This is a genomic window from Paramicrobacterium chengjingii (assembly GCF_011751765.2).
Classification (GTDB): Bacteria; Actinomycetota; Actinomycetes; order Actinomycetales; family Microbacteriaceae; genus Paramicrobacterium; species Paramicrobacterium chengjingii.
The window spans coordinates 2,693,560-2,714,120 of record NZ_CP061169.1; the positions used below are offsets into that span (position 1 = coordinate 2,693,560).

The 20,561-nt window shown below is 63.0% G+C and carries 18 protein-coding genes; 10 read left to right on the forward strand and 8 right to left on the reverse strand.

The genetic code is table 11. The features are described 5' to 3' along the window. Positions 1-53: 53 nt before the first annotated feature. Together HCR76_RS13070 and HCR76_RS13075 are read left to right on the forward strand one after the other, a co-directional pair. Positions 54-1,319, forward strand: a complete 1,266-nt coding sequence (locus HCR76_RS13070; protein ID WP_434063570.1) for an Nramp family divalent metal transporter — start codon at positions 54-56, stop codon at positions 1,317-1,319. A 21-nt stretch (positions 1,320-1,340) separates the two neighbouring features. Further along, positions 1,341-1,988 carry a metal-dependent transcriptional regulator gene (locus tag HCR76_RS13075; RefSeq protein ID WP_166991245.1) on the forward strand — a complete coding sequence of 216 codons (648 nt, stop codon included), beginning with the start codon at positions 1,341-1,343 and terminating at the stop codon, positions 1,986-1,988. A gap of 2 nt (positions 1,989-1,990) precedes the next feature. On the opposite strand, the gene HCR76_RS13080 is transcribed toward HCR76_RS13075, so the two are convergent. Together HCR76_RS13080 and fdhD are read right to left on the reverse strand one after the other, a co-directional pair. Beyond that, positions 1,991-4,261 carry an FdhF/YdeP family oxidoreductase gene (locus HCR76_RS13080; protein ID WP_166991248.1) on the reverse strand — a complete coding sequence of 757 codons (2,271 nt, stop codon included), beginning with the start codon at positions 4,259-4,261 and terminating at the stop codon, positions 1,991-1,993. Then, complete coding sequence (fdhD, locus tag HCR76_RS13085) at positions 4,258-5,139, reverse strand: formate dehydrogenase accessory sulfurtransferase FdhD (protein WP_166991251.1); 882 nt, start codon at positions 5,137-5,139, stop codon at positions 4,258-4,260. The genes HCR76_RS13080 and fdhD overlap by 4 nt, the downstream gene beginning before the upstream one ends. A gap of 97 nt (positions 5,140-5,236) precedes the next feature. Here fdhD and HCR76_RS13090 point away from each other — a divergent pair, with 97 nt between their 5' ends. Then, positions 5,237-6,037: an HAD-IIA family hydrolase gene (locus HCR76_RS13090; protein ID WP_166991254.1), complete on the forward strand. Its 801-nt coding sequence runs from the start codon at positions 5,237-5,239 to the stop codon at positions 6,035-6,037. Between the two features lie 19 nt (positions 6,038-6,056). On the opposite strand, the gene HCR76_RS13095 is transcribed toward HCR76_RS13090, so the two are convergent. The 3 genes from HCR76_RS13095 to HCR76_RS13105 are packed head-to-tail and all read right to left on the reverse strand — an operon-like array spanning position 6,057 to position 10,539. After that, positions 6,057-7,802 carry a septum formation family protein gene (locus HCR76_RS13095; RefSeq protein ID WP_166991257.1) on the reverse strand — a complete coding sequence of 582 codons (1,746 nt, stop codon included), beginning with the start codon at positions 7,800-7,802 and terminating at the stop codon, positions 6,057-6,059. After that, positions 7,802-8,350 carry an orotate phosphoribosyltransferase gene (gene pyrE / locus HCR76_RS13100; protein WP_166991260.1) on the reverse strand — a complete coding sequence of 183 codons (549 nt, stop codon included), beginning with the start codon at positions 8,348-8,350 and terminating at the stop codon, positions 7,802-7,804. Before pyrE ends, HCR76_RS13095 begins: the two co-directional genes overlap by 1 nt. A gap of 5 nt (positions 8,351-8,355) precedes the next feature. Further along, positions 8,356-10,539, reverse strand: coding sequence for an MMPL family transporter (locus tag HCR76_RS13105; protein ID WP_244971395.1), 2,184 nt, complete (start codon positions 10,537-10,539; stop codon positions 8,356-8,358). Positions 10,540-10,676: 137 nt separating this feature from the next. On the opposite strand from HCR76_RS13105, the gene HCR76_RS13110 reads away from it, so the two are divergent. Together HCR76_RS13110 and HCR76_RS13115 are read left to right on the forward strand one after the other, a co-directional pair. Continuing rightward, complete coding sequence (locus tag HCR76_RS13110) at positions 10,677-11,534, forward strand: exodeoxyribonuclease III (RefSeq protein ID WP_166991264.1); 858 nt, start codon at positions 10,677-10,679, stop codon at positions 11,532-11,534. A 12-nt stretch (positions 11,535-11,546) separates the two neighbouring features. Then, positions 11,547-11,921, forward strand: coding sequence for a hypothetical protein (locus tag HCR76_RS13115; protein WP_166991267.1), 375 nt, complete (start codon positions 11,547-11,549; stop codon positions 11,919-11,921). A gap of 17 nt (positions 11,922-11,938) precedes the next feature. Here HCR76_RS13115 and HCR76_RS13120 read toward each other — a convergent pair whose 3' ends face one another. Further along, positions 11,939-12,859, reverse strand: coding sequence for an AEC family transporter (locus HCR76_RS13120; RefSeq protein ID WP_166991270.1), 921 nt, complete (start codon positions 12,857-12,859; stop codon positions 11,939-11,941). 70 nt (positions 12,860-12,929) lie between these two features. On the opposite strand from HCR76_RS13120, the gene HCR76_RS13125 reads away from it, so the two are divergent. The 5 genes from HCR76_RS13125 to HCR76_RS13145 all read left to right on the forward strand — a co-directional run bounded on the left by HCR76_RS13125 (position 12,930) and on the right by HCR76_RS13145 (position 17,812). Then, a complete protein-coding gene (locus HCR76_RS13125) occupies positions 12,930-13,745 on the forward strand; it encodes an alpha/beta fold hydrolase (protein ID WP_166991273.1) in 816 nt (271 codons plus the stop codon). Between the two features lie 93 nt (positions 13,746-13,838). Further along, positions 13,839-14,660, forward strand: coding sequence for an ABC transporter ATP-binding protein (locus HCR76_RS13130; protein WP_166991276.1), 822 nt, complete (start codon positions 13,839-13,841; stop codon positions 14,658-14,660). A 50-nt stretch (positions 14,661-14,710) separates the two neighbouring features. Continuing rightward, positions 14,711-15,727: an aliphatic sulfonate ABC transporter substrate-binding protein gene (locus tag HCR76_RS13135; protein WP_166991278.1), complete on the forward strand. Its 1,017-nt coding sequence runs from the start codon at positions 14,711-14,713 to the stop codon at positions 15,725-15,727. An 86-nt stretch (positions 15,728-15,813) separates the two neighbouring features. After that, on the forward strand, positions 15,814-16,569 hold the full coding sequence (locus HCR76_RS13140; RefSeq protein ID WP_244971396.1) for an ABC transporter permease: 756 nt from the start codon (positions 15,814-15,816) through the stop codon (positions 16,567-16,569). Between the two features lie 136 nt (positions 16,570-16,705). Then, positions 16,706-17,812 carry a Glu/Leu/Phe/Val dehydrogenase family protein gene (locus tag HCR76_RS13145; RefSeq protein ID WP_166991284.1) on the forward strand — a complete coding sequence of 369 codons (1,107 nt, stop codon included), beginning with the start codon at positions 16,706-16,708 and terminating at the stop codon, positions 17,810-17,812. An 82-nt stretch (positions 17,813-17,894) separates the two neighbouring features. Here the strand turns inward: HCR76_RS13145 and HCR76_RS13150 are convergent, their stop codons facing one another. Together HCR76_RS13150 and HCR76_RS13155 are read right to left on the reverse strand one after the other, a co-directional pair. Beyond that, positions 17,895-19,790: a YhgE/Pip domain-containing protein gene (locus HCR76_RS13150; protein WP_166991285.1), complete on the reverse strand. Its 1,896-nt coding sequence runs from the start codon at positions 19,788-19,790 to the stop codon at positions 17,895-17,897. Next, complete coding sequence (locus HCR76_RS13155) at positions 19,787-20,446, reverse strand: hypothetical protein (protein WP_198248057.1); 660 nt, start codon at positions 20,444-20,446, stop codon at positions 19,787-19,789. The genes HCR76_RS13150 and HCR76_RS13155 overlap by 4 nt, the downstream gene beginning before the upstream one ends. Between the last annotated feature and the right edge of the window lie 115 nt (positions 20,447-20,561).

A 20,561-nucleotide genomic window follows, 5' to 3' on the forward strand; every position in this document is an offset into this window, starting at 1 on the left:
GCGCGCGCCTCGTGCAGTTTTTCGGTGCACCAAAACTTTGCTATATTTTCGGTATGCCTAAATTTTTGGATGCCGGATCGATGACGGAGCGTGGACGACGCCAACCGCGAGCAGCGCGCGGCATCTGGCTGCTCGGCCCGGCGCTCGTCGCCGGCGTTGCGTATCTCGATCCGGGAAACGTCGCGAGCAACATGACTGCTGGTGCGCAATACGGCTACCTTCTCGTATGGGTGGTTGTGCTCGGCAACCTCATGGCGTGGCTCATCCAGTACCTCTCTGCAAAACTCGGCATCGTCACAGGCGAAAGTCTGCCCGAGGTGCTCGGTCGACGCATCAGCAGACGCCCCGCGCGCATCGCGTACTGGCTGCAGGCTGAGCTGGTGGCGATCGCGACGGACCTCGCTGAGGTGATCGGCGGCGCGGTGGCGTTGAACCTGCTCTTCGATCTGCCTCTCATCGGCGGCGCCCTCATCACAGGAGCGGTGTCGATGGTGCTGCTCACCGTGCAATCCCGGCGCGGCGCACGGCACTTCGAGTTCGTGATCATCGGCCTGCTCGTCATCATCGCGATCGGGTTCGGCGCGGGCATCGTCATTGCGCCGCCCGACGCTGCCGAGACGGCGTCGGGCTTGATTCCTCGCTTCGACGGCACGGAATCCGTGTTGCTTGCCGCGTCGATTCTCGGTGCGACGATCATGCCGCACGCGATCTACGCCCACTCGGCACTCGCCCGCGACCGGTTCAAGCCCTCACCCGACCGGCCGAAGACGAGAACGCTTCTGCGGGCGACGCGGTGGGACGTAACCGTTGCGATGGTGATCGCGGGAGCTGTGAACCTGGCGATTCTGCTGCTTGCGGCATCCGTTCTGCCCGGCGTGGCCGGAACGGACTCGCTCGAGGGAGCCCACGCCGCGATTGCTGTGGGGGTCGGCCCCGTCGTTGCGACTCTTTTCGCCGTCGGGCTGCTTGCCTCGGGGCTCGCGTCGACGTCTGTGGGCGCATACGCGGGTGCCGAGATCATGCACGGGCTCCTTCACCGCCGCATCCCCCTGCTTGCCCGCCGCCTGATCTCGCTCATACCGGCCGTGGTGATCGTGATGATCGGCGTCGACCCGACACGCGCGCTCGTGTTGAGTCAGGTAGTGCTGAGCTTCGGCATTCCCTTCGCCCTTGTTCCGCTTGTTGCCGTGACGGCGAAACGCGGAGTTCTCGGACGGTACTCAAACCGAAAGATCACGACGATCGCGGGCATCATTGCGTCGGCTCTGCTGATCGCGCTCAACGCGGCGCTGCTCGTGCTCACGGCAGCGGGTGCGTGACGCGGCTAAGCTTGGATGGCCATGAGACCCCCCGCAGCCGTGGTCGAGGATTACCTCAAGACCATCTACTCGCACACCGAGTGGCAGCCAGACGACATCACACCGTCACAGCTCGCCGCCCGTCTTGAGCTCGCGCCATCGACGGTCACCGAGATGGTGAAGAAGCTGGCCGCCGCAGGGCTCGTGACGCACAAGCGCTACGGTTCGATCTCACTCACCGACACGGGACGAGTGCAGGCTATCGCCGTTGTGAGACGGCACCGTCTCATCGAGACGTGGCTCGTCACCGAGATGGGCTACACCTGGGATGCCGTGCATGATGAGGCCGAGGTGCTCGAACACGCCATCAGCGACCGCCTGCTCGACGCGATCGACGAACGCCTCGGGCGGCCTGACCGCGACCCGCACGGTGACCCGATTCCGGATGCCGCTGGGAGGAGCGCCCGCGAGGAGTTCATTCTGCTGTCCGCCGCTGCCGTCGGGCACGTAGGCACTGCGCTGCGCATCAGTGACCGCGACCCCGAGCTGCTTCGCCTTCTCGAGAGACGCGGTATCGACGTGGGAACTCGGCTGCGCGTCGATGCGCAGCATCCGCTTCAGGTTTCGACGAATGCGGCGGCGCTCTCGCTCCCCGACGAGGCCGGCGCATCCATCTGGGTGACCGCCTAGTCTCAGGCCGCCGCTTCTGCAGTGGGCTCGAGCCGCACGATAATCGACTTCGACACGGGTGTATTACTGCCGTGCGCTGTGAAGTCCAGCGGAACGAGCACGTTCGCCTCGGGAAAATACGTCGCGACGCACCCTTTGGCCGTCGGGTACGTGATCACCCTGAAGCCCCTCGCCACCCGATCGACTCCGTCGCTCCATTCCCCGTGCACGTCGACAGTCGCGCCGTCGTCGATGCCGAGTTCGGCGAGGTCGTCTGCATTCACGAAGATCACCCTTCTGCCGTTCTTGACGCCGCGATAGCGGTCATTGTTACTGTAGATCGTCGTATTGAACTGGTCGTGCGACCGCAACGACTGCAAGAGCAGGCGCCCTGATGGCACGTCGATGACACGCAGCTCGTTCACGGCGAACTGCGCCTTGCCGGTCTCCGTGGGGAACGTGCGACTGTCGCGTGGGCCGTGCGGCAAGTCGAAACCGCCAGGAGCACGCACCTTCTTGTTGAAGTCGTCGCAGCCGGGAACCACACGAGCGATCCGATCGCGGATGCTGTCATAGTCGTGCTCGAAGTGCGCCCAGTCGATGGTGCTGCTCTCACCCAGCACGGCGCGCGCCATGCGGGTGACGACGGAGACCTCCGAAAGCAGGTTCGGTGCGACGGGCTCGAGCGTACCCTTCGAGGCGTGGATGGCTGCGACGGTGTCTTCGACAGTGACGAACTGCTCGCCCGTTCGCTGCCTGTCGATCTCGCTGCGTCCCAGCACCGGCAGAATCAGCGCAGTCTCGCCAACGACAGCGTGCGAGCGATTGAGTTTTGTCGAGATCTGCACGGTGAGACGCGTCTTCCGCAACGCCGCCTCGGAGACGTCGGTGTCTGAGATCGCCTTGGCGAAGTTACCACCAAGAGCGACGAGCACCTTTACTGCTCCGTCGCGCATTGCTCGCACCGAGCCGACAGCATCCAGTCCATGCTCGCGAGGCAGCTCGACGCCGAACTCCTCGTGGAGCGCGTCGAGAAACGCGTCGGGCATCTTCTCCCAGATGCCCATCGTGCGATCGCCCTGCACGTTGCTATGCCCGCGAATCGGCGATGCACCAGCGCCCGGCCGGCCGATGTTGCCACGAAGCATCAACAGGTTGATGATCTCGGTGATCGTCGGCACTGCGAATTCGTGCTGCGTGAGCCCCATCGCCCACGTGATGATCACGCGCTCGCTCGACATGTAGCGCTCGGCCAGCTCGTCGATCTCGGCGGATGTCACGCCCGTGGCATCACGCACCCGCTGCTCATCGAGCGACTCGAGGTTCTTCGTGAACGCGTCGAAGGCGTGGCAATAGCGTTCGATGAACTCCCGATCGATGACTCCACCGCGCCTGGCCTCGGCATCGAGCACTCGTTTCGACAATGCCTGCAGCAGCGCCATGTCGCCAGCGAGCTTCACCTGCAGAAACTGGTCGGCAAGGTCGGTGCCTCGCCCCACCAATCCGCGAACGGTCTGAGGGTTCTTGTAGCGCTTGAGCCCCGCCTCGGGGAGCGGGTTGACGGCGACGATCGATGCACCGTTCTTTTTTGCATCCTCAAGCGCAGTGAGCATGCGCGGATGGTTCGTTCCCGGGTTCTGGCCCATCACAATGATCAGGTCGGCCTTCTCGAAGTCGGTGTACCGCACGGTCGCCTTGCCCACGCCGACCGTGTCGCTCATTGCCGTGCCCGTAGATTCGTGGCACATGTTCGAACAGTCAGGGAGGTTGTTGGTCCCAAAGGCACGCACAAACAGCTGGTAGAGAAACGCCGTCTCATTTGCCGTGCGGCCGCTCGTGTAGAAGGCCGCCTCGTTGGGGGAATCGAGACCGTTCAGCTCGTCACCCAGAATCTCAAAAGCCCGCTCCCACGTCACCGGGCGGTAATGGTCGTCACCCTGGGCCTTGTAGACGGGCTCAGTGAGGCGCCCCTGCTGCCCCAGCCAGTAATCGGTCTTGTCGGCGAGTTCAGACACCGGATGCTGTCGCCAGAAGTCGCTCTCCACCAGAATCGGCGTCGCCTCCCACACAAAAGCCTTCGCGCCGTTCTCGCAGAATTCGAAGGTCTTGCGCTCCGGTGGGTCTTGCCAGGCGCAGCTCATGCAGTCGAAGCCGTCCTTCTGGTTCATCGTCAGAAGTCCCTTGAGAGAACGGCTGACGCCGACGTCTTTGAACGCCGGCCCCATCGCGTGCGCGATACCGGGCACTCCGGCAGCCCAGTCCTTTGGCTTCGATACGTCAGTCTCGTCGCTCATGCCGTCCTCACTCTCGCCACTCTCTGGGTCACAGAACTCGCCGTCGCTGTACTCTCATTAGTCACGCGCTCGGCACCCGCGTACACAACCATGCGGTTGTCCCGCACAAATCCGACGAGGCTCAATCCCACGTCGTCGGCCATCTCGGCTGCGAGCGACGACGGAGCCGACACAGCGGCGAGAATCGGGATGCCGGCCATGAATGCCTTCTGCGTCAGTTCGAAGCTCGCTCGTCCAGAGACCATCAGCACGAGGCCACGGCCTGGAACGTGACCATTCGCCAGCGCCCAACCCACTGCCTTGTCGACGGCGTTGTGTCGCCCGACGTCCTCGCGCAGCACAAGCAGCTCCCCCGTTGCCACATCGAAGAGGGCCGCTGCATGCAGGCCGCCCGTCTTGTCGAACGCGGACTGGCCGGCGCGCAGCCGATCCGGAAGCGTCGCGAGAAACTCGGCGTCGACCGCCGTGTCGTCGGTACGAAGATCGAAGGCTGATGTTGTGCGCACAGCGTCAATGCTTGCCTTGCCGCAAAGTCCGCATGAACTCGTCGTCGAGAATGCGCGCCTCAGTCCTGTAGCGAGTGGCGGAACTACCGGGTCGAGCGTGATGTCGAGAATGTTGTACGTGTTCTCTTCACCGTCGCTCGCGCAGTGCATGGCGCTGAGCACATGTGAAGGGCTGTTCACAATGCCCTCTGCGAGCAGAAATCCCTGGGCAAGTTCGACGTCGTTTCCCGGCGTTCGCATCGTAATCGTCAGCGCTTCGCCTCCGACGCGAAGTTCCAAGGGTTCTTCAACCGCGAGGTGGTCTTCGCGCACCGAAATACGCTCACCCACGGTGTAGCGTGCGACTCGTCGTCGAGCTGTAATTCTGCCCACACCCCTAGGTCTAGCATCGAGCACTCACACCAGCAACTCGCACGACACCTGAGCCACCTAGACTGGAGGCAACCCCCACACCCAGAGGAGAGAATTCGTGCGCACCCGTGAGGACATCGAATGCTGGCTCACCGACATGGACGGCGTTCTCGTCCATGAGAACCGCGCGGTTCCGGGAGCAGCCGAGCTGCTTCAGCAGTGGCGCTTCGAGAACAAGCCGTTTCTCGTTCTCACCAACAACTCGATTTTCACCCCACGCGATCTCAGCGCGCGCCTTCGCGACTCGGGACTCGATGTTCCCGAGGAGTCGATCTGGACGTCGGCCCTCGCAACGGCTGCCTTCCTGCAAGAGCAGGCGTCCGGCGGCTCGGCATTCGTGATCGGTGAGGCCGGCCTCACGACCGCGCTGCACGCGGCAGGTTTCATCATGACCGAGGTGAACCCCGATTTCGTCGTCGTCGGCGAAACGCGCAACTATTCGTTCGAGGCGATTACTAAGGCGATTCGCTGCATCAACAAGGGCGCGCGATTTATCGCAACGAATCCGGATGCCACGGGACCCAGCTCCGAAGGTGTGCTGCCCGCGACGGGGGCGATCTCTGCACTCATCACGAAGGCGACGGGGCGCGACCCCTATGTCGTGGGCAAACCGAACCCCATGATGTTCCGCTCCGCGCTCAACCGCATCGGCGCACACTCGGAAAACACGGGAATGATCGGTGACCGCATGGACACCGACGTGGTCGCCGGCATCGAAGCTGGACTGCACACCGTACTTGTGCTTACCGGGATCAGCGACCAGGCCGAGATCGAGAAGTACCCGTTCCGCCCGAACGAAGTGCTGGGCAGCGTTGCCGACCTGCTCAACGACGAGCCCGTCGAGACCGAGACCTACTGACGCGACAGCATCCGGGCAATCAGGCGGCCGGGACGAGACTTCCGGTCAGAGGGTCTCCCGATGATCGGTTGACGAAGCAGTAATAATTGCGCTGTCCATCATTCCACTGCTCTTCGGTGACCGGGTAGCTTCCCTGCACCTGCACATCGCCGTACGCTCCCGCCGCGGCGAGGTCGAGCACACTCGGGTCGCTGCACTTCAGGTAGATCTGACTCGCCAGTTCGTCTTCCCCGGGGAACGCAGCGTTCTCGGCGTCGGACATCTCGCCGACGGCGACGAGTTGAGCATCGTGCTCACCCTCGCAGTCGACGACTGTGAACTCCTCATCCCACGGGGATGAATAGTCTCCGAGGCACTCACCGCCGCGCAACTGATCCCAGGCGTACGTGCCAGCGGGCAGTGTTCCCTCTGCGGGGATGGATTGCGTCGGTGTCGGAGTGCTCGACTCGGTCTGCTCGGGCTGCGATGCCGACACCATGCCGGGAATGAGCGTACCCACCCAAAAGAGCCCGCCGAGCACCAGCACGGCGACGACGGCGAGTCCGACGAGAACGAACGGACGGTTGCCGCGAGAACCGCCGCTGCCTTCCCCGCCTCGGGGAGCAGCCACGGGGCGCTGCCGAGGTGGCTCGCTGTGTGCCTCCGGCGTGGATCGATTCGTGGCGACGGGTGCAGTTGCCGTGCTTTCGAAGAGGGCACGAAGCCGGGAGCTCGTCTCCGATTCGTCTGACGGTCGGGTGCCCCCCGTTACAGCAGGAGCCGGAGTGATGGGTGCTTCGTCTCCTGCCTCGGGGGCTGCGGCAGGCGTGCGCTCGCGCTTCGGTCCGCCGAACAAATCGAGGATGCCGAGGTCGGGTGACTCCGTTGTCTCGGCCTCAAGCGGAACGCCCGCCTTCTCAGCAAGTGCTTCAGCTTCGGCTCGCTCGGCGTCGTCGGCAAACTCCGCCGGCTCCGAGAACACGGCCTCCTCTGCACGAGCGTCCCCCTCGGGTGACGGCGCATCGTCGATAGGTGCCGGAACGACAGGTGCCGCTTCGTCGGAGACGGCAGATTTGGGAACAGGTAGATCTGCGGCTGTCGTCTCGTCGACAGCATCGTCATCGTCATCGTCATCGTCATCGCCGAGGGCCGACAGCGTTGCCTCATCGTAGAGCCGATCGTAAGCGTCGGGGCTCGAGAATCGTCCGTCGATCGCCGCTTCTTCCGGAGACACGGCTTCGGGCCCGCGATCGGCGAACGGGTCAAACGCCTGCGTCGGCTCGCCCTCGTCACGCTCTATCGCGTCGCCATCGACGACCTGCCCCGCGTCTGTCTCGGAACTCGACTGCGGCTCGGCCTGCTTCTCGACGAGCGGGTCGGGCGCATCGTTGGGGGTAAGACCCCACGAGAAGATGCCGTCGACCTTTGTTCTTCGAGGCGGAATAGGGCTCTCTGCCGCTCGATCGACCGCAGCGTCGAAGGCTCGAGTCGGGGCCCCACCGTCGGCGTCTTGCGTCACAGACGCATCGGCAGCCTCGGGGGGCGTTGCTGCGTCCGCGGCATCCGGCTGCTGTTCTCGACGACGAAAACGACGACGTCTCGACCAACGGCTGCCGTCCTCGGAGGTGTCGCTCGGCGCGGGCCGTGGCTCTGGTTCGTCCTCGTCAACGGTGTTGACGGCTCCCGTGTCATCGAGCTGCGACATCAGCCAGTCAGCGCCCAGATCCGATTCACCCGTCTGCGGGTCCGGTTCGCCGTGATGCTTGTCGTCGTCGCGTGGAGTCACTATGCCAATCCCAAATCGTTCAGGGTGAGGGCAGCGTAATAGTCATACCCCGCCTCCTCGATAGCTTCACGTGCTCCGGTGTCGCGGTCAACTACCACGGCAACACCGGCGACCTCTGCGCCCACCTTCGTGAGCGCTTCTATTGCCTTCAGCGGGGAACCGCCCGTCGTCGACGTGTCTTCAACGACGATCACGCGCTTACCCGCGAGGTCTGGACCCTCAACCTGCTTGCCGCGCCCGTGATCCTTCGGCTCTTTGCGCACGACGAAGGCGTCAATGTCGCCACCGCGCACGGCTCCCTGGTGAAGGATCGCCGCGGCGATCGGGTCTGCTCCCATTGTGAGCCCCCCGACGGCGAACACGTCGGGGACATCAGCGATGAGGTCGAGCATGACCTGCCCGATCAACGGAGCAACTCGATGGTCGAGGCTCACCTTGCGGAGGTCGACGTAGAACGTCGCCTTCTTGCCGCTCGTGAGTGTGAAGTCACCGTGGAACACGGCCTCGGCCGAAATGTGGTCGATGAGTTGAGTTCGCGCGTCAGTCACGTCCCTTAGTTTAGAGTGCGCGACAGCTTACTTGGCCACCAGATCGCCTTGCCGATGTCATAGCTGAGCGATGGCACCAGCAGTGACCTCACAATGATGGTGTCGAGAAGCACTCCGAATGCGACGATGAACGAGATCTGCGCGAGGAACAGCACGGGCAGAACTCCGAGGGCGGCGAACGTGGCGGCGAGCACGATTCCCGCTGATGTGATGACTCCTCCCGTTGCCACGAGGCCGCGCGTGATGCCCTCCCTCGTGCCGTGCAGCACAGACTCCTCTCGCACGCGCGTCATGAGGAAGATGTTGTAGTCAATGCCCAGGGCGACAAGGAAGACGAATCCGAACATCGGCACGCTGGGGTCGGCGCCGGGGAACTTCAGAACGTCATTGAACACAATCGACGACACGCCGAGTGCCGACGCGAACGACAGCACGACGGTGAGCACGAGAAGCACGGGCGCCAGAATCGAGCGCAACAGGAGCATCAAGATGATCAGAATCACGACGAGCACAAGCGGAATGACGAGATTGCGATCATGAACCGATGCATCGATCGTGTCTATGGCTGTGGCCGCGACACCACCCACGAGAACGTCGTTGCCCGATTCGTCGAATTGGGAGCGCAGGTCGCGCACGACCTCCTCTGCCTCCACCGAGTCACCCGGAGCCTCGAGCGTCGCTTGCAGCATCACCTGTCCGTCGACAACCTTCGGCTCGCCTTCGACGGGGCCGGTCGGACCGTGCGTCGGCTGAACACCGTCTTCGGTGACCGGGAGTGTTCCGCTCGGCGAGTCGTCGGAGATCACCGCGAGTGATCCCACGCCGTTCGTCGAAAGCACGGTGTCAGAGACAGCATCCAGTTGATCGTCGTTCGCAATGATGACGGCAGGCGTGCCTGCGCTTTCGGGGAAGTGGTCGTCGAGTACTTTCTGACCCTCACGTGCCTCCGAATGTCCAATCACAAACTCGCTCTGCGAGACGCCGTCGGCCTTCAGCCCGACGAGACCGAACGCAGCTGCGGCGAGCACGAGGGTGCTGACGATCCAGATCGTGCGCGGGCGACGCTTCACGAGGCGCGCAACGGCTGGCCACAGGCCGCGGCCGTCGGCGCCCTTGTCCATGTTGTGCTCGTCGCCGTATTTCGGGCGCAGCGGCCAGAACGCCACCCGGCCGGCCCACATAAGCAGGGCAGGCAACAGTGTGAGGCTCGCGAGAAGGGCGAAGACGATGCCGATCGCCGCAACGGGCCCAAGTGCCTTGTTCGAGTTGAGCTCGCTGAGCAGAAGGCACAGCAGTCCCGCGATGACGGTTCCGCCGGAGGCGAGGATCGCCGGCAGGCCACCGCGCAGCGCCACCCACGACGCTTCCCATTTGCGCTCGTAGTCGCGCAGAGCCTCGCGGTAGCGAGAGACATAGAGCAGTGAATAGTCCGTGGCGGCGCCGATCACGAGAATCATCAGGATGCCCTGGGTCTGTCCCGAGAGCACGACGATGTCGTGCTTCGCGAGCTCCACGACCGTGAACATGGCTCCCGTCAGAGCAACGAGACTTGTGCCAAGGACGATGAAAGGGAGCAACGGCGAGCGGTAGACAATGATCAAGATGACAAGCACGACCGCGAGGGCCACGATGAGCAGAAGACCGTCGAGCCCGCTGAACGCGTCGACGATGTCTGCAGAGAGCCCTGCCGGCCCGGCTACTGCCGCATCGAGCCCACCGGGAAGCTCATCGGCGAAGTACGCGCGAATCTTCTCAACGGTGTCTGCCGGTTTGATCGACGCATCGAGCATTGCCACGACCTGCATTGCCTCGCCGTCGTCTGACATGATCGCAGGCGATACCCCGTCGTCATCGACTCCCGTGATGCCCGAGATGTGGTCGACAGCATCATCGATCGCCGTGCGGTCAGCATCCGTCACACCCGCGTCGCGCTCGAACACGATGACGGCGGGAACCACGTCGTCGCCGCGAAACTCTGGCTCAAGCTCATGCACTTGCGTGGCGTCGGCACTGGCCGGAAGGTGCTGCACCTGATCGTTTTCAGCGACGTCGTTCACCTGGCCAAAGGCCGAGCCACCCGCGCCGAACACGGCAAACCAGACGAGAATGAGCATGAGGGGTGTAACGACCCGTACCCACCGCGGCGCTCGTGACGGCGCGGCATGGGAGGGTGCTGTTGTGTGCGACATGGGTTCCTTTGCGCAGATTTCTCGATGACACGTCAACGCTATGGAACAAACAGGCCATGGCACGTCGCCCAAAAGTTTGAATCCCACCCGAGTGCGAAACCTGCCCAATGCCACTGGCGGCCAGGTAGCGTTGACCCATGCGCATCGCCACGTGGAACGTCAACTCCATTCGCACCAGAGTCGGCCGCGTCGTGGATTGGCTCGTGCGAGAAGACATCGACGTGCTCGGCATGCAAGAGATCAAGTGCCGCCCCGATCAGTTTCCCGTCGAGCCGTTTGAGGAGGCCGGGTACGACCTGCAGATCCACGGCCTCAATCAATGGAACGGCGTCGCCTTCGCGAGCCGGCTGCCGATGACCGACGTCGAGCGCGGATTTGCGCAGATCCCCGGCTTCGGCAAACCACCGAAGGTCGAGCATGAGCTTGACGTCGACGGCGTTCCCATCGAAGCACGAGCACTCGCCGTCACGGTCGACGGCGTTCGTCTCTTCAGCCTCTACGTACCCAACGGTCGCGGACTCGACGACCCGCATTACACGTACAAGCTCGCCTGGCTCGACACTCTGCGCGCGCAGGTTGAAAGTACACTCACGGAACACCGCGATCTGCCGCTGGCGCTCGTGGGTGACTTCAACGTTGCCCCGCTCGACGCAGATATGGGCGACCCCACGTTTATCCACGGCGTGTCTACACACATCTCCGAACCCGAGCGCGCTGCCTTCCGTGCCTTCGAGTCCGCCGGGCTCACAGACGTCGTGCGCCCACTCGTGCCCGAGGGATTCACGTTCTGGGACTACAAGCAGCTGCGTTTTCCCCGCAACGAAGGCATGCGCATCGACTTCATTCTCGGCTCGCATGCCTTCGCCGATCGGGTGACGGATGCCTCAATCCACCGCAATGAACGCAAGGGCGATTCCCCGAGCGACCACGTTCCCGTTGTCGTCGACATCGACTCTGATGGCGATGACGACGACATGCCCATGATCTTCGGCTGAGACGAGCACACAATGACTGCAGAACTGACCGCGAAGCCGAAACGGCTGACGGGTTCATCACGAGGCTGGGACATCGGCATCTCGGTCACCATTCTGTGCCTCGGAGCCGTCGTGCTCGTCGTCGCGTTTCTCATCGCGCTGTTCGGAGTGATGATGGTCAGTGCCTGCTCGGGCGAGTGCAGCGCTCCGCTGTTCATGGCCGGCTGGCTCATCGCCATGATTCTTCCCTGTGCTGTTCTGGTCGCCGGTACGATCTGGGCGATCGTCTTCATGATCCGTGCCAAGCGGGCGCTGTTCATCGCGATCGGCACCATCGCCGTCGCGTTTGCGGTTTGGGCTGGCGGAATCGCGATGATGATCGGCGCCATTCCCGACTTCACCTGGTGACATTGCCCGGTGAGTGACTATGCGAGCAGCGCCGCAATCACGATGAGTGAGGGCACGGCGAGAACCGTCGAGAGCAGAACCGCGTCGCGGGCGAACACCTCGCCCGTTTCAAATCGCGTTGCGTAGTTGAACACGTTCTGCGCAGACGGCAGCGCGGCGAGCACCGTCGCGGCGAATAAATGATCACCGTCGAGGCCGAAGACGAACCGCGCAACCGTATAGGCGATGAGCGGCATGACAGCGGTCTTCAACAACGACGCCACGATAACCCGTGTCCGTCCGGTGCCCGCGCGCAGAGGGCGCTGACCGCTTAGTGACATGCCGAATGCGAGAAGCATGAGCGGCACTGCAGCGCCGCCGATCAGTTCAAACGGTGCGTACACAGCATCCGGAAGCTGAATTCCTGTCGCCGCCACCACAACGCCCGCTGCCGACGCGATGATGATGGGGTTGCGCACGGGCTGGGTCACTATCGACGTCAGCGAGACTTTTCCCGGCCCCGTGATGTCAAGCACGGCGAGAGCAACCGGCGCAAAAACTATGAGCTGAATCAGCATGATGGGCGCGACAAACTGAGCATCGCCGAGCACATACACGGCGACGGGAAGCCCGATGTTGTTCGCGTTGACGTAGCCAGACGCGAGCGCCCCGATCGTCGCTTCGCTCACCGAGCGCCGCCAAATCAGCAGGTTCACGACAATGAAGAGACCGCCAGCACAGACGGCAGCGATGAGGGCTACCGAGATGAACGACGAGAAGATCAACGTCACGTCGGCGTGCGCAAGCACATCGAATAGCAGCGCGGGGCTGGCGATGAAGAAAGCAAGGTGCTGAATGCTGCGGCCCGCAGTTGCGCCACCGATCTGAAGCCGCCCGGCGACGAAGCCTACGGCGATCACGACGCCAATGATGGCAAACCCTGTCAGCACTCCTGTCACTCCTCGAGACTAGTGGAGCGGAAAGCCCCCGGCCTTTCGGGCGACGCTCCGCTGGCGTAGGCTCGGAAACATGCCGCACATGGAAGTGCCGGGGGGCCGGCTGTATTACGAAGCAGAGGGGCAGAGCGACAATCCCGCTCTTCTTCTCATTCACGCGGGCATCGCGACCCTGCGCATGTGGGATCCTCTCGTTTCGGCACTGGCAGAACACCATTTCGTCGTTCGCTTCGATACCCGTGGCTTCGGAGAGACCGACTCCGACGACGTCGAGTTCTCCAATTGCGATGACGCTCTGCGTCTTCTCGATGAACTGGGCATCGAACGCGTGACGGTCATCGGGTCGTCACGCGGTGGCCAGATCGCCCTTGACCTTGCTGTCGAGCACAGTGACCGCGTGGCAGGGATCGTGACCATCGGATCAGGGCCAAGCGGCTTTCCCGAGGTCGAGCTCACCGATGCCGAAGACGAGATCTTCGACACCATCGATGCGACGTGGGCGGCACGGGACTGGCCAGCCAGCATGGACGCCGAAGTGCGACTGTGGGCGGTCGGTCCGCTCCGGGATCCCGGCGACATCGACCCTGATTTTCTCGAAACAGCGCGAACGCTCAATCGATTCAACATCTCGAAGGTCGATGAGAACCCCGTGCCCCGCGCCCTTGAGCCACCGGCCTTCGATCGCGTCGTCGACATCGAAGTTCCGGCACTCATCGTCGTCGGTGAATATGACATCACTCCGGCGCTCATGCAGTTCGAATACCTCGCTGAGCAGATACCCGAGGCCGACTCGGTGCGCATTGACGACACCGCGCACCTGCCGACTGTTGAGCGCCCAGGCGCGTTCCTCACGGTTCTCGAGCCGTGGCTGTCAAAACACGCTCTCTAACCGGCTTTATTACGGCATGTGTCATGCCGTCCGTGCGTCACGCTCAGCTGAACATTAGTCTGTGTCTCCACCGACGCGCGAGGAGCATGACACATGACACTGATGGCATCCGAACGCCTCGCCCATACGGGTGGGGAATCTCGGGCGCTTGATGTCAAATTTTCCTCCGTCGCCCGTTCTTTTCCAGACCGAGCACAGCCCAACCGGCATCGAGCAGTACTGAGCAACATCGATCTCACGGTGAACGCCGGTGAGATCGTCGCCATCATTGGCGCGAGCGGATGCGGCAAGTCGACCCTTCTCCGACTTGCCGGCGGTCTTGGCTCCCCCACCGCCGGCTCTGTCACTGTCGATGGGACGCCCGTCGACGACTTCGATGCCCGCACTGCTGTCGGTTTTCAGGAAGCACGCCTTCTTCCTTGGCGGACCATCACTCGAAACGTCGCGCTCGGACTTCCTCCGCACACGACTCGTTCGCAGGGCGAGGCACGTGTTCAGCGTCTGATCGAACTCGTCGGGCTCAGCGAATTCGCCGATCACAAACCGCGTGAGATCTCAGGCGGCATGGCCCAGCGCACATCGCTCGCCCGCGCCCTTGCCAGAAACCCGGGCGTCCTCCTCCTTGACGAGCCCTTCGGCGCGCTCGACGCCCTGACACGCATCCAGATGCAGGACCTGCTGCTCAACGTGCACGCCGCCGAGCCGACGACTGTGATTCTGGTGACGCACGACGTTGACGAGGCGGTTCAGCTTGCCGACCGAGTCGTTCTTCTCGGCCCGTCCCCCGACCACTCGGGCGCCGGAATCCAACAGATCTTCGCCATTGACGATTCACGCCCTCGAGACAGAGCATCCGCTGATCTCGCCAAGCTTCGGGATCGAATGCTGTCGGGACTCGGTGTCACGCACCGCTGACCGAAATCGCCGCGCCCACTTCTCACTCATCGCAGACAACAAGGAAAATCATGTTCCGTCTCCATCGCTTTACCGCAACGGTCGCTGCACTCGCAGCATCCTCTCTTTTTCTCACCGGCTGTGTCGCCGGCGAAGGTGCCGCCCACGAGAAGGCCGAGACAACACTCAATATCGACTTCGCCACCTATAACCCGCTCTCGCTCATCATCAAGGAGAAGGGGTGGCTCGAGGATGCCCTAGATGACGACGGGGTGAGCGTGAATTGGCTGCAGTCGGCAGGCTCAAATAAGGCGAATCAGGCGCTGCGCACAGAATCAGTCGACATCGGCTCGACGGCAGGTTCAGCGGCTCTTCTTGCACGGGCAAACGGATCCCCTATCAAGACCATCGCCCTTTACTCCCAGCCTGAGTGGTCCGCTCTCGTCGTGGCTCCCGATTCCGACATCACCGATGCCTCACAGCTCAAGGGAAAGAAGATCGCAGCGACGAAGGGCACGGACCCCTATTTCTTCCTACTCCAGTCACTTGAAGCCAATGGCCTCACACCAGACGACGTCACCATCGAGAACCTTCAGCATGCTGACGGGTGGGGAGCGTTGCAGAACGGCTCCGTCGATGCGTGGGCTGGCCTCGACCCGATCATGGCAGGTGCCGAGCAAGCGGGAGCCTCGCTCATCTATCGCAATCTCGACTTCAACACGTACGGGTTTCTCAACGCCACCGAATCATTTCTGAGCGAGCAGCCCGAGGTCGCGCAGACTGTCGTCGACGCCTACGAGCATGCACGCGCCTGGGCTGCCGACAACCCGGATGAAACTGCGCAGATCCTCGCCGATGTCGCTGGGCTCGAGCTCGACGTCGCGACGAAAGTCATCACGGAACGATCAAACCTCGATGTGAGCGCCGTTCCCGGTCAGAAGCAGCTCGACGTGCTCACCGCTATCGGCCCGATGCTGGTTGAGATCGGAGACGTCAGCTCGCAAGATCTGGTGGATGACGCGCTGGAGTCCTTGCTCGATCCGTCGTTCGCCGAGAAGGCGGACCCCAGCGCCGTTGGTGCTGAATGACGATTCCTGAGCAGCGGGTCAGCCTGCCCTCATCCAAAGTCCGGCCGTCCGAGCCGCCGAGCGACGTGCCGGAGAGGGCTCCGCTTATGTCACGCCGATGGTTCGCTATCGTTGCGGGATTCACGATCCCGGGCGTTGTGATCGCTGTGTGGTGGGTCGTCTCGGCGCTCAAGCTGCTCCCGGTCTCTCAATTGCCCAGCCCAGAGATGGTGGTGCTCGCGCTCTTCGATATGGCGCAGCGCGGATGGCTTGCCCAGGACATCGCGATCTCGGCACAGCGCGTGGTGATCGGCTTTCTCGGAGGTGCGACACTCGGGCTGATCTTCGGCGCGGTCGTCGGGCTGTCACGCAAAGGGGATCTGTTTCTCGCTCCAACACTCGGTGCTATCCGCGCGGTGCCGTCTCTCGCGTGGATCCCGCTTCTGCTGATCTGGCTCAAGATCGGGGAAGACTCGAAGATCACGCTCATCGCCATCGGCGCCTTCTTTCCCGTCTACACCACAGTCGCGAGCGCCCTGCGCCACGTTGACAAGCAGCTTGTCGAGGCGGCACGGGCCTTCGGTCACACCGGACTGCGCCTGTTCGCCACAGTGCAGCTGCCTGCGATCATTCCCTCTGTGGTGTCTGGCCTGCGACTCGCACTCGCGCAGGCCTGGCTGTTTCTCGTTGCAGCCGAGCTCATAGCGTCGTCGATGGGGTTGGGGTTTCGGCTCATCGACTCGCAGAACAACGGACGCGTCGACAGGATCTTCCTCATCATCATTCTTCTCGCCATTCTCGGCAAGGCCACAGACGCGCTCATCGGCATCTTCGAACGGTGGGTTCAGCGGCGCCTCGCGTGACACTGGCGTTTTGGCGAGAGTCAAGTGGCCTTTCGGCGCATCCTGAGTGACACTGGAGGTGCACGCGGCGCCAACCCTGTTCGCGTGCAGGCCTCCACACGAGGCCTCGAAGCAATCGCCCACGAGGAGATAGACAATGCTGTCACCCATTTCTCACACGCGCGCCTCTGATCGACACAGTTCAGACGCATTCACCACACCGGAGCTCGAGCACGAGCACGTGCTCGTCACACGCGGAGTTCGCTCCGGACTCACGGTCGTCGTCGCCGTTCACTCGACGACGCTCGGACCCGCGCTCGGCGGAGCCCGCGTATGGACATACCGCAGCTGGCGCGATGCCGTGTCCGACGCGTTGCGCCTCTCTGAGGGAATGACCTACAAAAATGCCGCTGCCGGGCTCTCCAGAGGAGGTGGCAAGTCTGTCGTATACATTCCCGAGGGCACTGTTCTCGACGCCGAGCGCAAACGCGACGCCATGCTCGACCTGGGAGACGCCGTCGAATCTCTGGGCGGCGTGTATTTCACAGCAGAAGACGTCGGGACGTCAGCGGAAGACATGGCGACGGTGTCTGAACGCACGGCATTCGTCGAGGGTCTTCCCGCGGATCGCGGCGGCGTCGGAGAACCGAGCGACGCTACCGCGGCAGGCGTCTACTCCGCGGTCACGGCGACACTCGATTCTGTGTTCGGCAGCCCCATCGTCGCTGACAGACGAGCCGTCATCTCGGGGCTCGGGCAGGTCGGTGGCCGCTTGGCGCGCCGCCTCGCTTCGGAGGGCGCACGGCTGATCGTCACCGATGTCAATCCCGCGCGCAAGGCGCTTGCTGACGAGATCGGCGCCAGTTGGATCGAACCGGGCGATGAGCATCAGTTCGAGACCGACCTGTTCATTCCGTGCGGCGTTGGCGGGGCGCTGACGCCCGATGTCATCGCGTCGCTACGTTGCCGCGCCGTCGTTGGTGCCGCAAACAACCAGCTCGAACAGCACGATGGCGCAGAGCAACTCGCCGAACGCGGCATCCTCTGGGCTCCCGACTTCGTTGTCAATGCCGGGGGCGTCATCTATATTGACATGGCGTCGAAGCCCGGCGCAGACAGACAGGCGATCGAGGATCGCGTCGAGCACATCGGTGACACGTTACGCGCCATCTTCGCGCAGGCTCAGAGCGAGAGCATCACAACCCTCGATGCAGCAGAACGGCTCGCGCAGGAGCGACTCGAGTCGGTGCCCGCCGGCGTATGAGGTTCATACCTCTCTGACGAGTGCGCGTCGGTTTGGCAATGTGTCGAACCGCCGCGCACTCGGTGCGTCACAGAACAGCACGTCAACCAATGAGGCTCGGCTGAAGATCTCTCATCGTGCGGAAGCGGGTCATTCTCGCCACCCCGACGGCAGTCAGCGCCAGCGCCCCGACAAGCCACAGCCCCAGCACAATGGCGTCCTGGCCTGCCGCTGCATAACTGCCCCCATACATGAACTGCCGTAGTGCGTCGACCGTGTACGGCATGGGGAAGGCGAAGTGCAGCGCTCGCAAGGGCTCGGGCAAAGTCTGCCAGGGGAACGTCCCTCCAGCAGTGACGAGCTGCACCACCATCAGCACGAGTCCCAGAAACTGCCCGACGCTGCCGAACCACACGTTGAGAGCGAGGATGATTGCGGCAAACGTCATCGATGATAGCGCCATGATGCCGAAAGCGCCCCAGGGTTGATGGACGGTGAAACCGAGGGCCCCCGAAACGATGAAGTACAGAGCGATCATCTGAATTGCGCCAAGACCGGCGGGCATCATCCAGCCGGCGAGCGCCGTGCGAATCGGCGCGCGTATTGCCGTGATTGCGCGCTTCGACACGGGCTTGATGATGAGAAACAGTGCGTAAATTCCGATCCAGGCCGCGAGCGCCACGAAGAACGGAGCAAGTCCGGCACCGTAGGTTCCGGCCTTCGTCACTGCAGACGTCGAGACATCCACCGGGTCGGCAATCGTCGCCGCTTGGCTGTCTCGCAGCTCTTCAGACGAATTCGGGATGCTGTTCACGCCCTCGTGCAGTCCGTCTCGCAGCTCGGTGATACCGCCCAGAAGTGAGCTGAGCCCGTCGCGCAGCGAAACGGCACCTGCCGACGCCGTGCTCGCACCCTCTTCGAGCTGGCTGGCACCTGCCGCCGCGTCACTGATGCCCGCGGTCAGTGCTGGCATCGCATCGGCCAGCGCACGGGCTCCATTCGATACCTGCCATGCTCCATTCGACAGGTCGTCGATTGACGATACCGTGCCCTGCACCGTGGAATTCACGGCATCAGCTTTACTGCGCAGCGGGTCGAGTTTGGCGAGCACCTCGGCAATCTGCCCGTCGTCGTACCCCTGCTCGGTGAGCCATTCGCTGATGTCTGTGCGCACGCCTGGCAATGCACTGTTGAAGCTCTCGGATGCTGCAGCGACAGAGTCGGCGGTATCGGCGATCTTCTGGTTTCCTGCCGCCACCTGAGCGGCGCCATTGGCCAGCGTTTCTGTCTGCCCCGGGAGAGACTGCGTCTTACTCTTCAGTTCATCGAGCCCATCAGACAGCGATGTGGCCCCCGTCGTGAGTTTCGCGAGCCCATCCGCAAGGTCGCTCGAGCCGTTATACGCTGTCTCGGCACCGTCGGCCAGCTTGTCTGCACCATCCGCAGCGCTCACGAGGTTGACCCGAATTTCGGCGATCGCATCCAGCATCCTGCTCGCCGCCTGCTCATTCACCATCGATACGATCTGCTCTTTGATCGTCGTGATCGCAGATTCGCCGATCGTCGACGCAAGATAGCTGTTCGCATCGTTTGTCGTCAGCACGACCTCGGCCTGACGGGGGTCGTCGGTCTGAGGCGAGACGAGCGATTCTGAGAATGCAGCAGGAATCGTCACAGAGAAGTCGAAGTCGCCCGATGCCACACCGTGCTCGGCAGAGCTTCTGCTGACGCGGCTCCATGAGAACGTGCCATCCTCGAGCAGAGACTCTGCCACGTCGTCGCCGTAGTTGGTGTAGTCGCCGTCGGACGTCGTTCCTTCGTCGTCGACAACGAGGGCGACGGGAACCTGGTCGAGGTTGTCGTATGGATCTTGATTCGCCCAGAGGTACAGGCCGCCGTACAGCAACGGGACGACCATCAGAGCAAGCAGGGCGACCTTCGCCATCGTCGTAGCCGTGAGCCGCGCGAACTCCGCGCGCAGCATTGCAAAGACCTTCATGAAAGTTCTCCCGTCTGAAACAGAGGCACGGCGTCGGCTGCGACGGTCTCAGAAACGTCGGGCCCCGACAGCCCGTTGATGGCCGTCGCCGAAGAATAGCCGGCGATCACAAGAACGCCGTAGCCCCGCGCGGCAAAAGTGCGGCACACCCGCCACCACTCGACGGGGTCACCGCCGTGGCGGTCGGGCGACACGAGGACAAGTGCCTCGACGCCCGGTCGGCGGGACGCCAGCTCAAGCAGCATCCTCACCCGGGCCGTCGGTTCAAGCTGCGCCATATCGAGTCGCCGCTCTGCCGTGAGGTGAAGTTCATCGAGAGCGTCGCGCACAGCGATGGGGTGCGCGGGTCGGCCCGCGAACATGAGTTCCTCGCTGACAACACGCCACACGGGTACGTTCGGCGCAGGGTCACTGATGTCGGGTGCGTCGATGAGCGCAATGGTACGACGCAGACGCTTCGGAGAGCGCTCACCGTCAACTGTCACGTCACCGCTCGACGGTTTCATGCGGCCCGCGACGATCAAGCCGAGCACGGTCGGCCGCTGTTCGGTGTCGGCGCGCACGAACGTCACGTGCTCGGATTGCACCGTCACAGTGGTGGGCGGTAGAACCTCGGCGTTCTTGCCTTTCGTTACCTCGTTCACATCGATGCGCATGGCACGCCTCCGTCGATCATTGTCAACTTAGCTACGGTAATACAGACTTCGCGGCTCCACCGCTCGAGCACTGAAGCCTGAACGCATGTGCACGGTCCCTCAGCACTTCGGTCAA

What these genes read in the sequence shown, in the direction of transcription:
- HCR76_RS13080 (WP_166991248.1), bottom strand. Translation starts at nt 4,261, where the DNA reads ATGAGCGACGAGACTGACGTATCGAAGCCAAAGGACTGGGCTGCCGGA.
- HCR76_RS13150 (WP_166991285.1), bottom strand. Translation starts at nt 19,790, where the DNA reads ATGAAGGTCTTTGCAATGCTGCGCGCGGAGTTCGCGCGGCTCACGGCT.
- HCR76_RS13105 (WP_244971395.1), bottom strand. Translation starts at nt 10,539, where the DNA reads ATGTCGCACACAACAGCACCCTCCCATGCCGCGCCGTCACGAGCGCCG.
- HCR76_RS13075 (WP_166991245.1), top strand. Translation starts at nt 1,341, where the DNA reads ATGAGACCCCCCGCAGCCGTGGTCGAGGATTACCTCAAGACCATCTAC.
- HCR76_RS13155 (WP_198248057.1), bottom strand. Translation starts at nt 20,446, where the DNA reads ATGCGCATCGATGTGAACGAGGTAACGAAAGGCAAGAACGCCGAGGTT.
- HCR76_RS13070 (WP_434063570.1), top strand. Translation starts at nt 54, where the DNA reads ATGCCTAAATTTTTGGATGCCGGATCGATGACGGAGCGTGGACGACGC.
- HCR76_RS13115 (WP_166991267.1), top strand. Translation starts at nt 11,547, where the DNA reads ATGACTGCAGAACTGACCGCGAAGCCGAAACGGCTGACGGGTTCATCA.
- HCR76_RS13110 (WP_166991264.1), top strand. Translation starts at nt 10,677, where the DNA reads ATGCGCATCGCCACGTGGAACGTCAACTCCATTCGCACCAGAGTCGGC.
- HCR76_RS13140 (WP_244971396.1), top strand. Translation starts at nt 15,814, where the DNA reads ATGTCACGCCGATGGTTCGCTATCGTTGCGGGATTCACGATCCCGGGC.
- HCR76_RS13145 (WP_166991284.1), top strand. Translation starts at nt 16,706, where the DNA reads ATGCTGTCACCCATTTCTCACACGCGCGCCTCTGATCGACACAGTTCA.
- HCR76_RS13135 (WP_166991278.1), top strand. Translation starts at nt 14,711, where the DNA reads ATGTTCCGTCTCCATCGCTTTACCGCAACGGTCGCTGCACTCGCAGCA.
- HCR76_RS13130 (WP_166991276.1), top strand. Translation starts at nt 13,839, where the DNA reads ATGACACTGATGGCATCCGAACGCCTCGCCCATACGGGTGGGGAATCT.
- HCR76_RS13125 (WP_166991273.1), top strand. Translation starts at nt 12,930, where the DNA reads ATGCCGCACATGGAAGTGCCGGGGGGCCGGCTGTATTACGAAGCAGAG.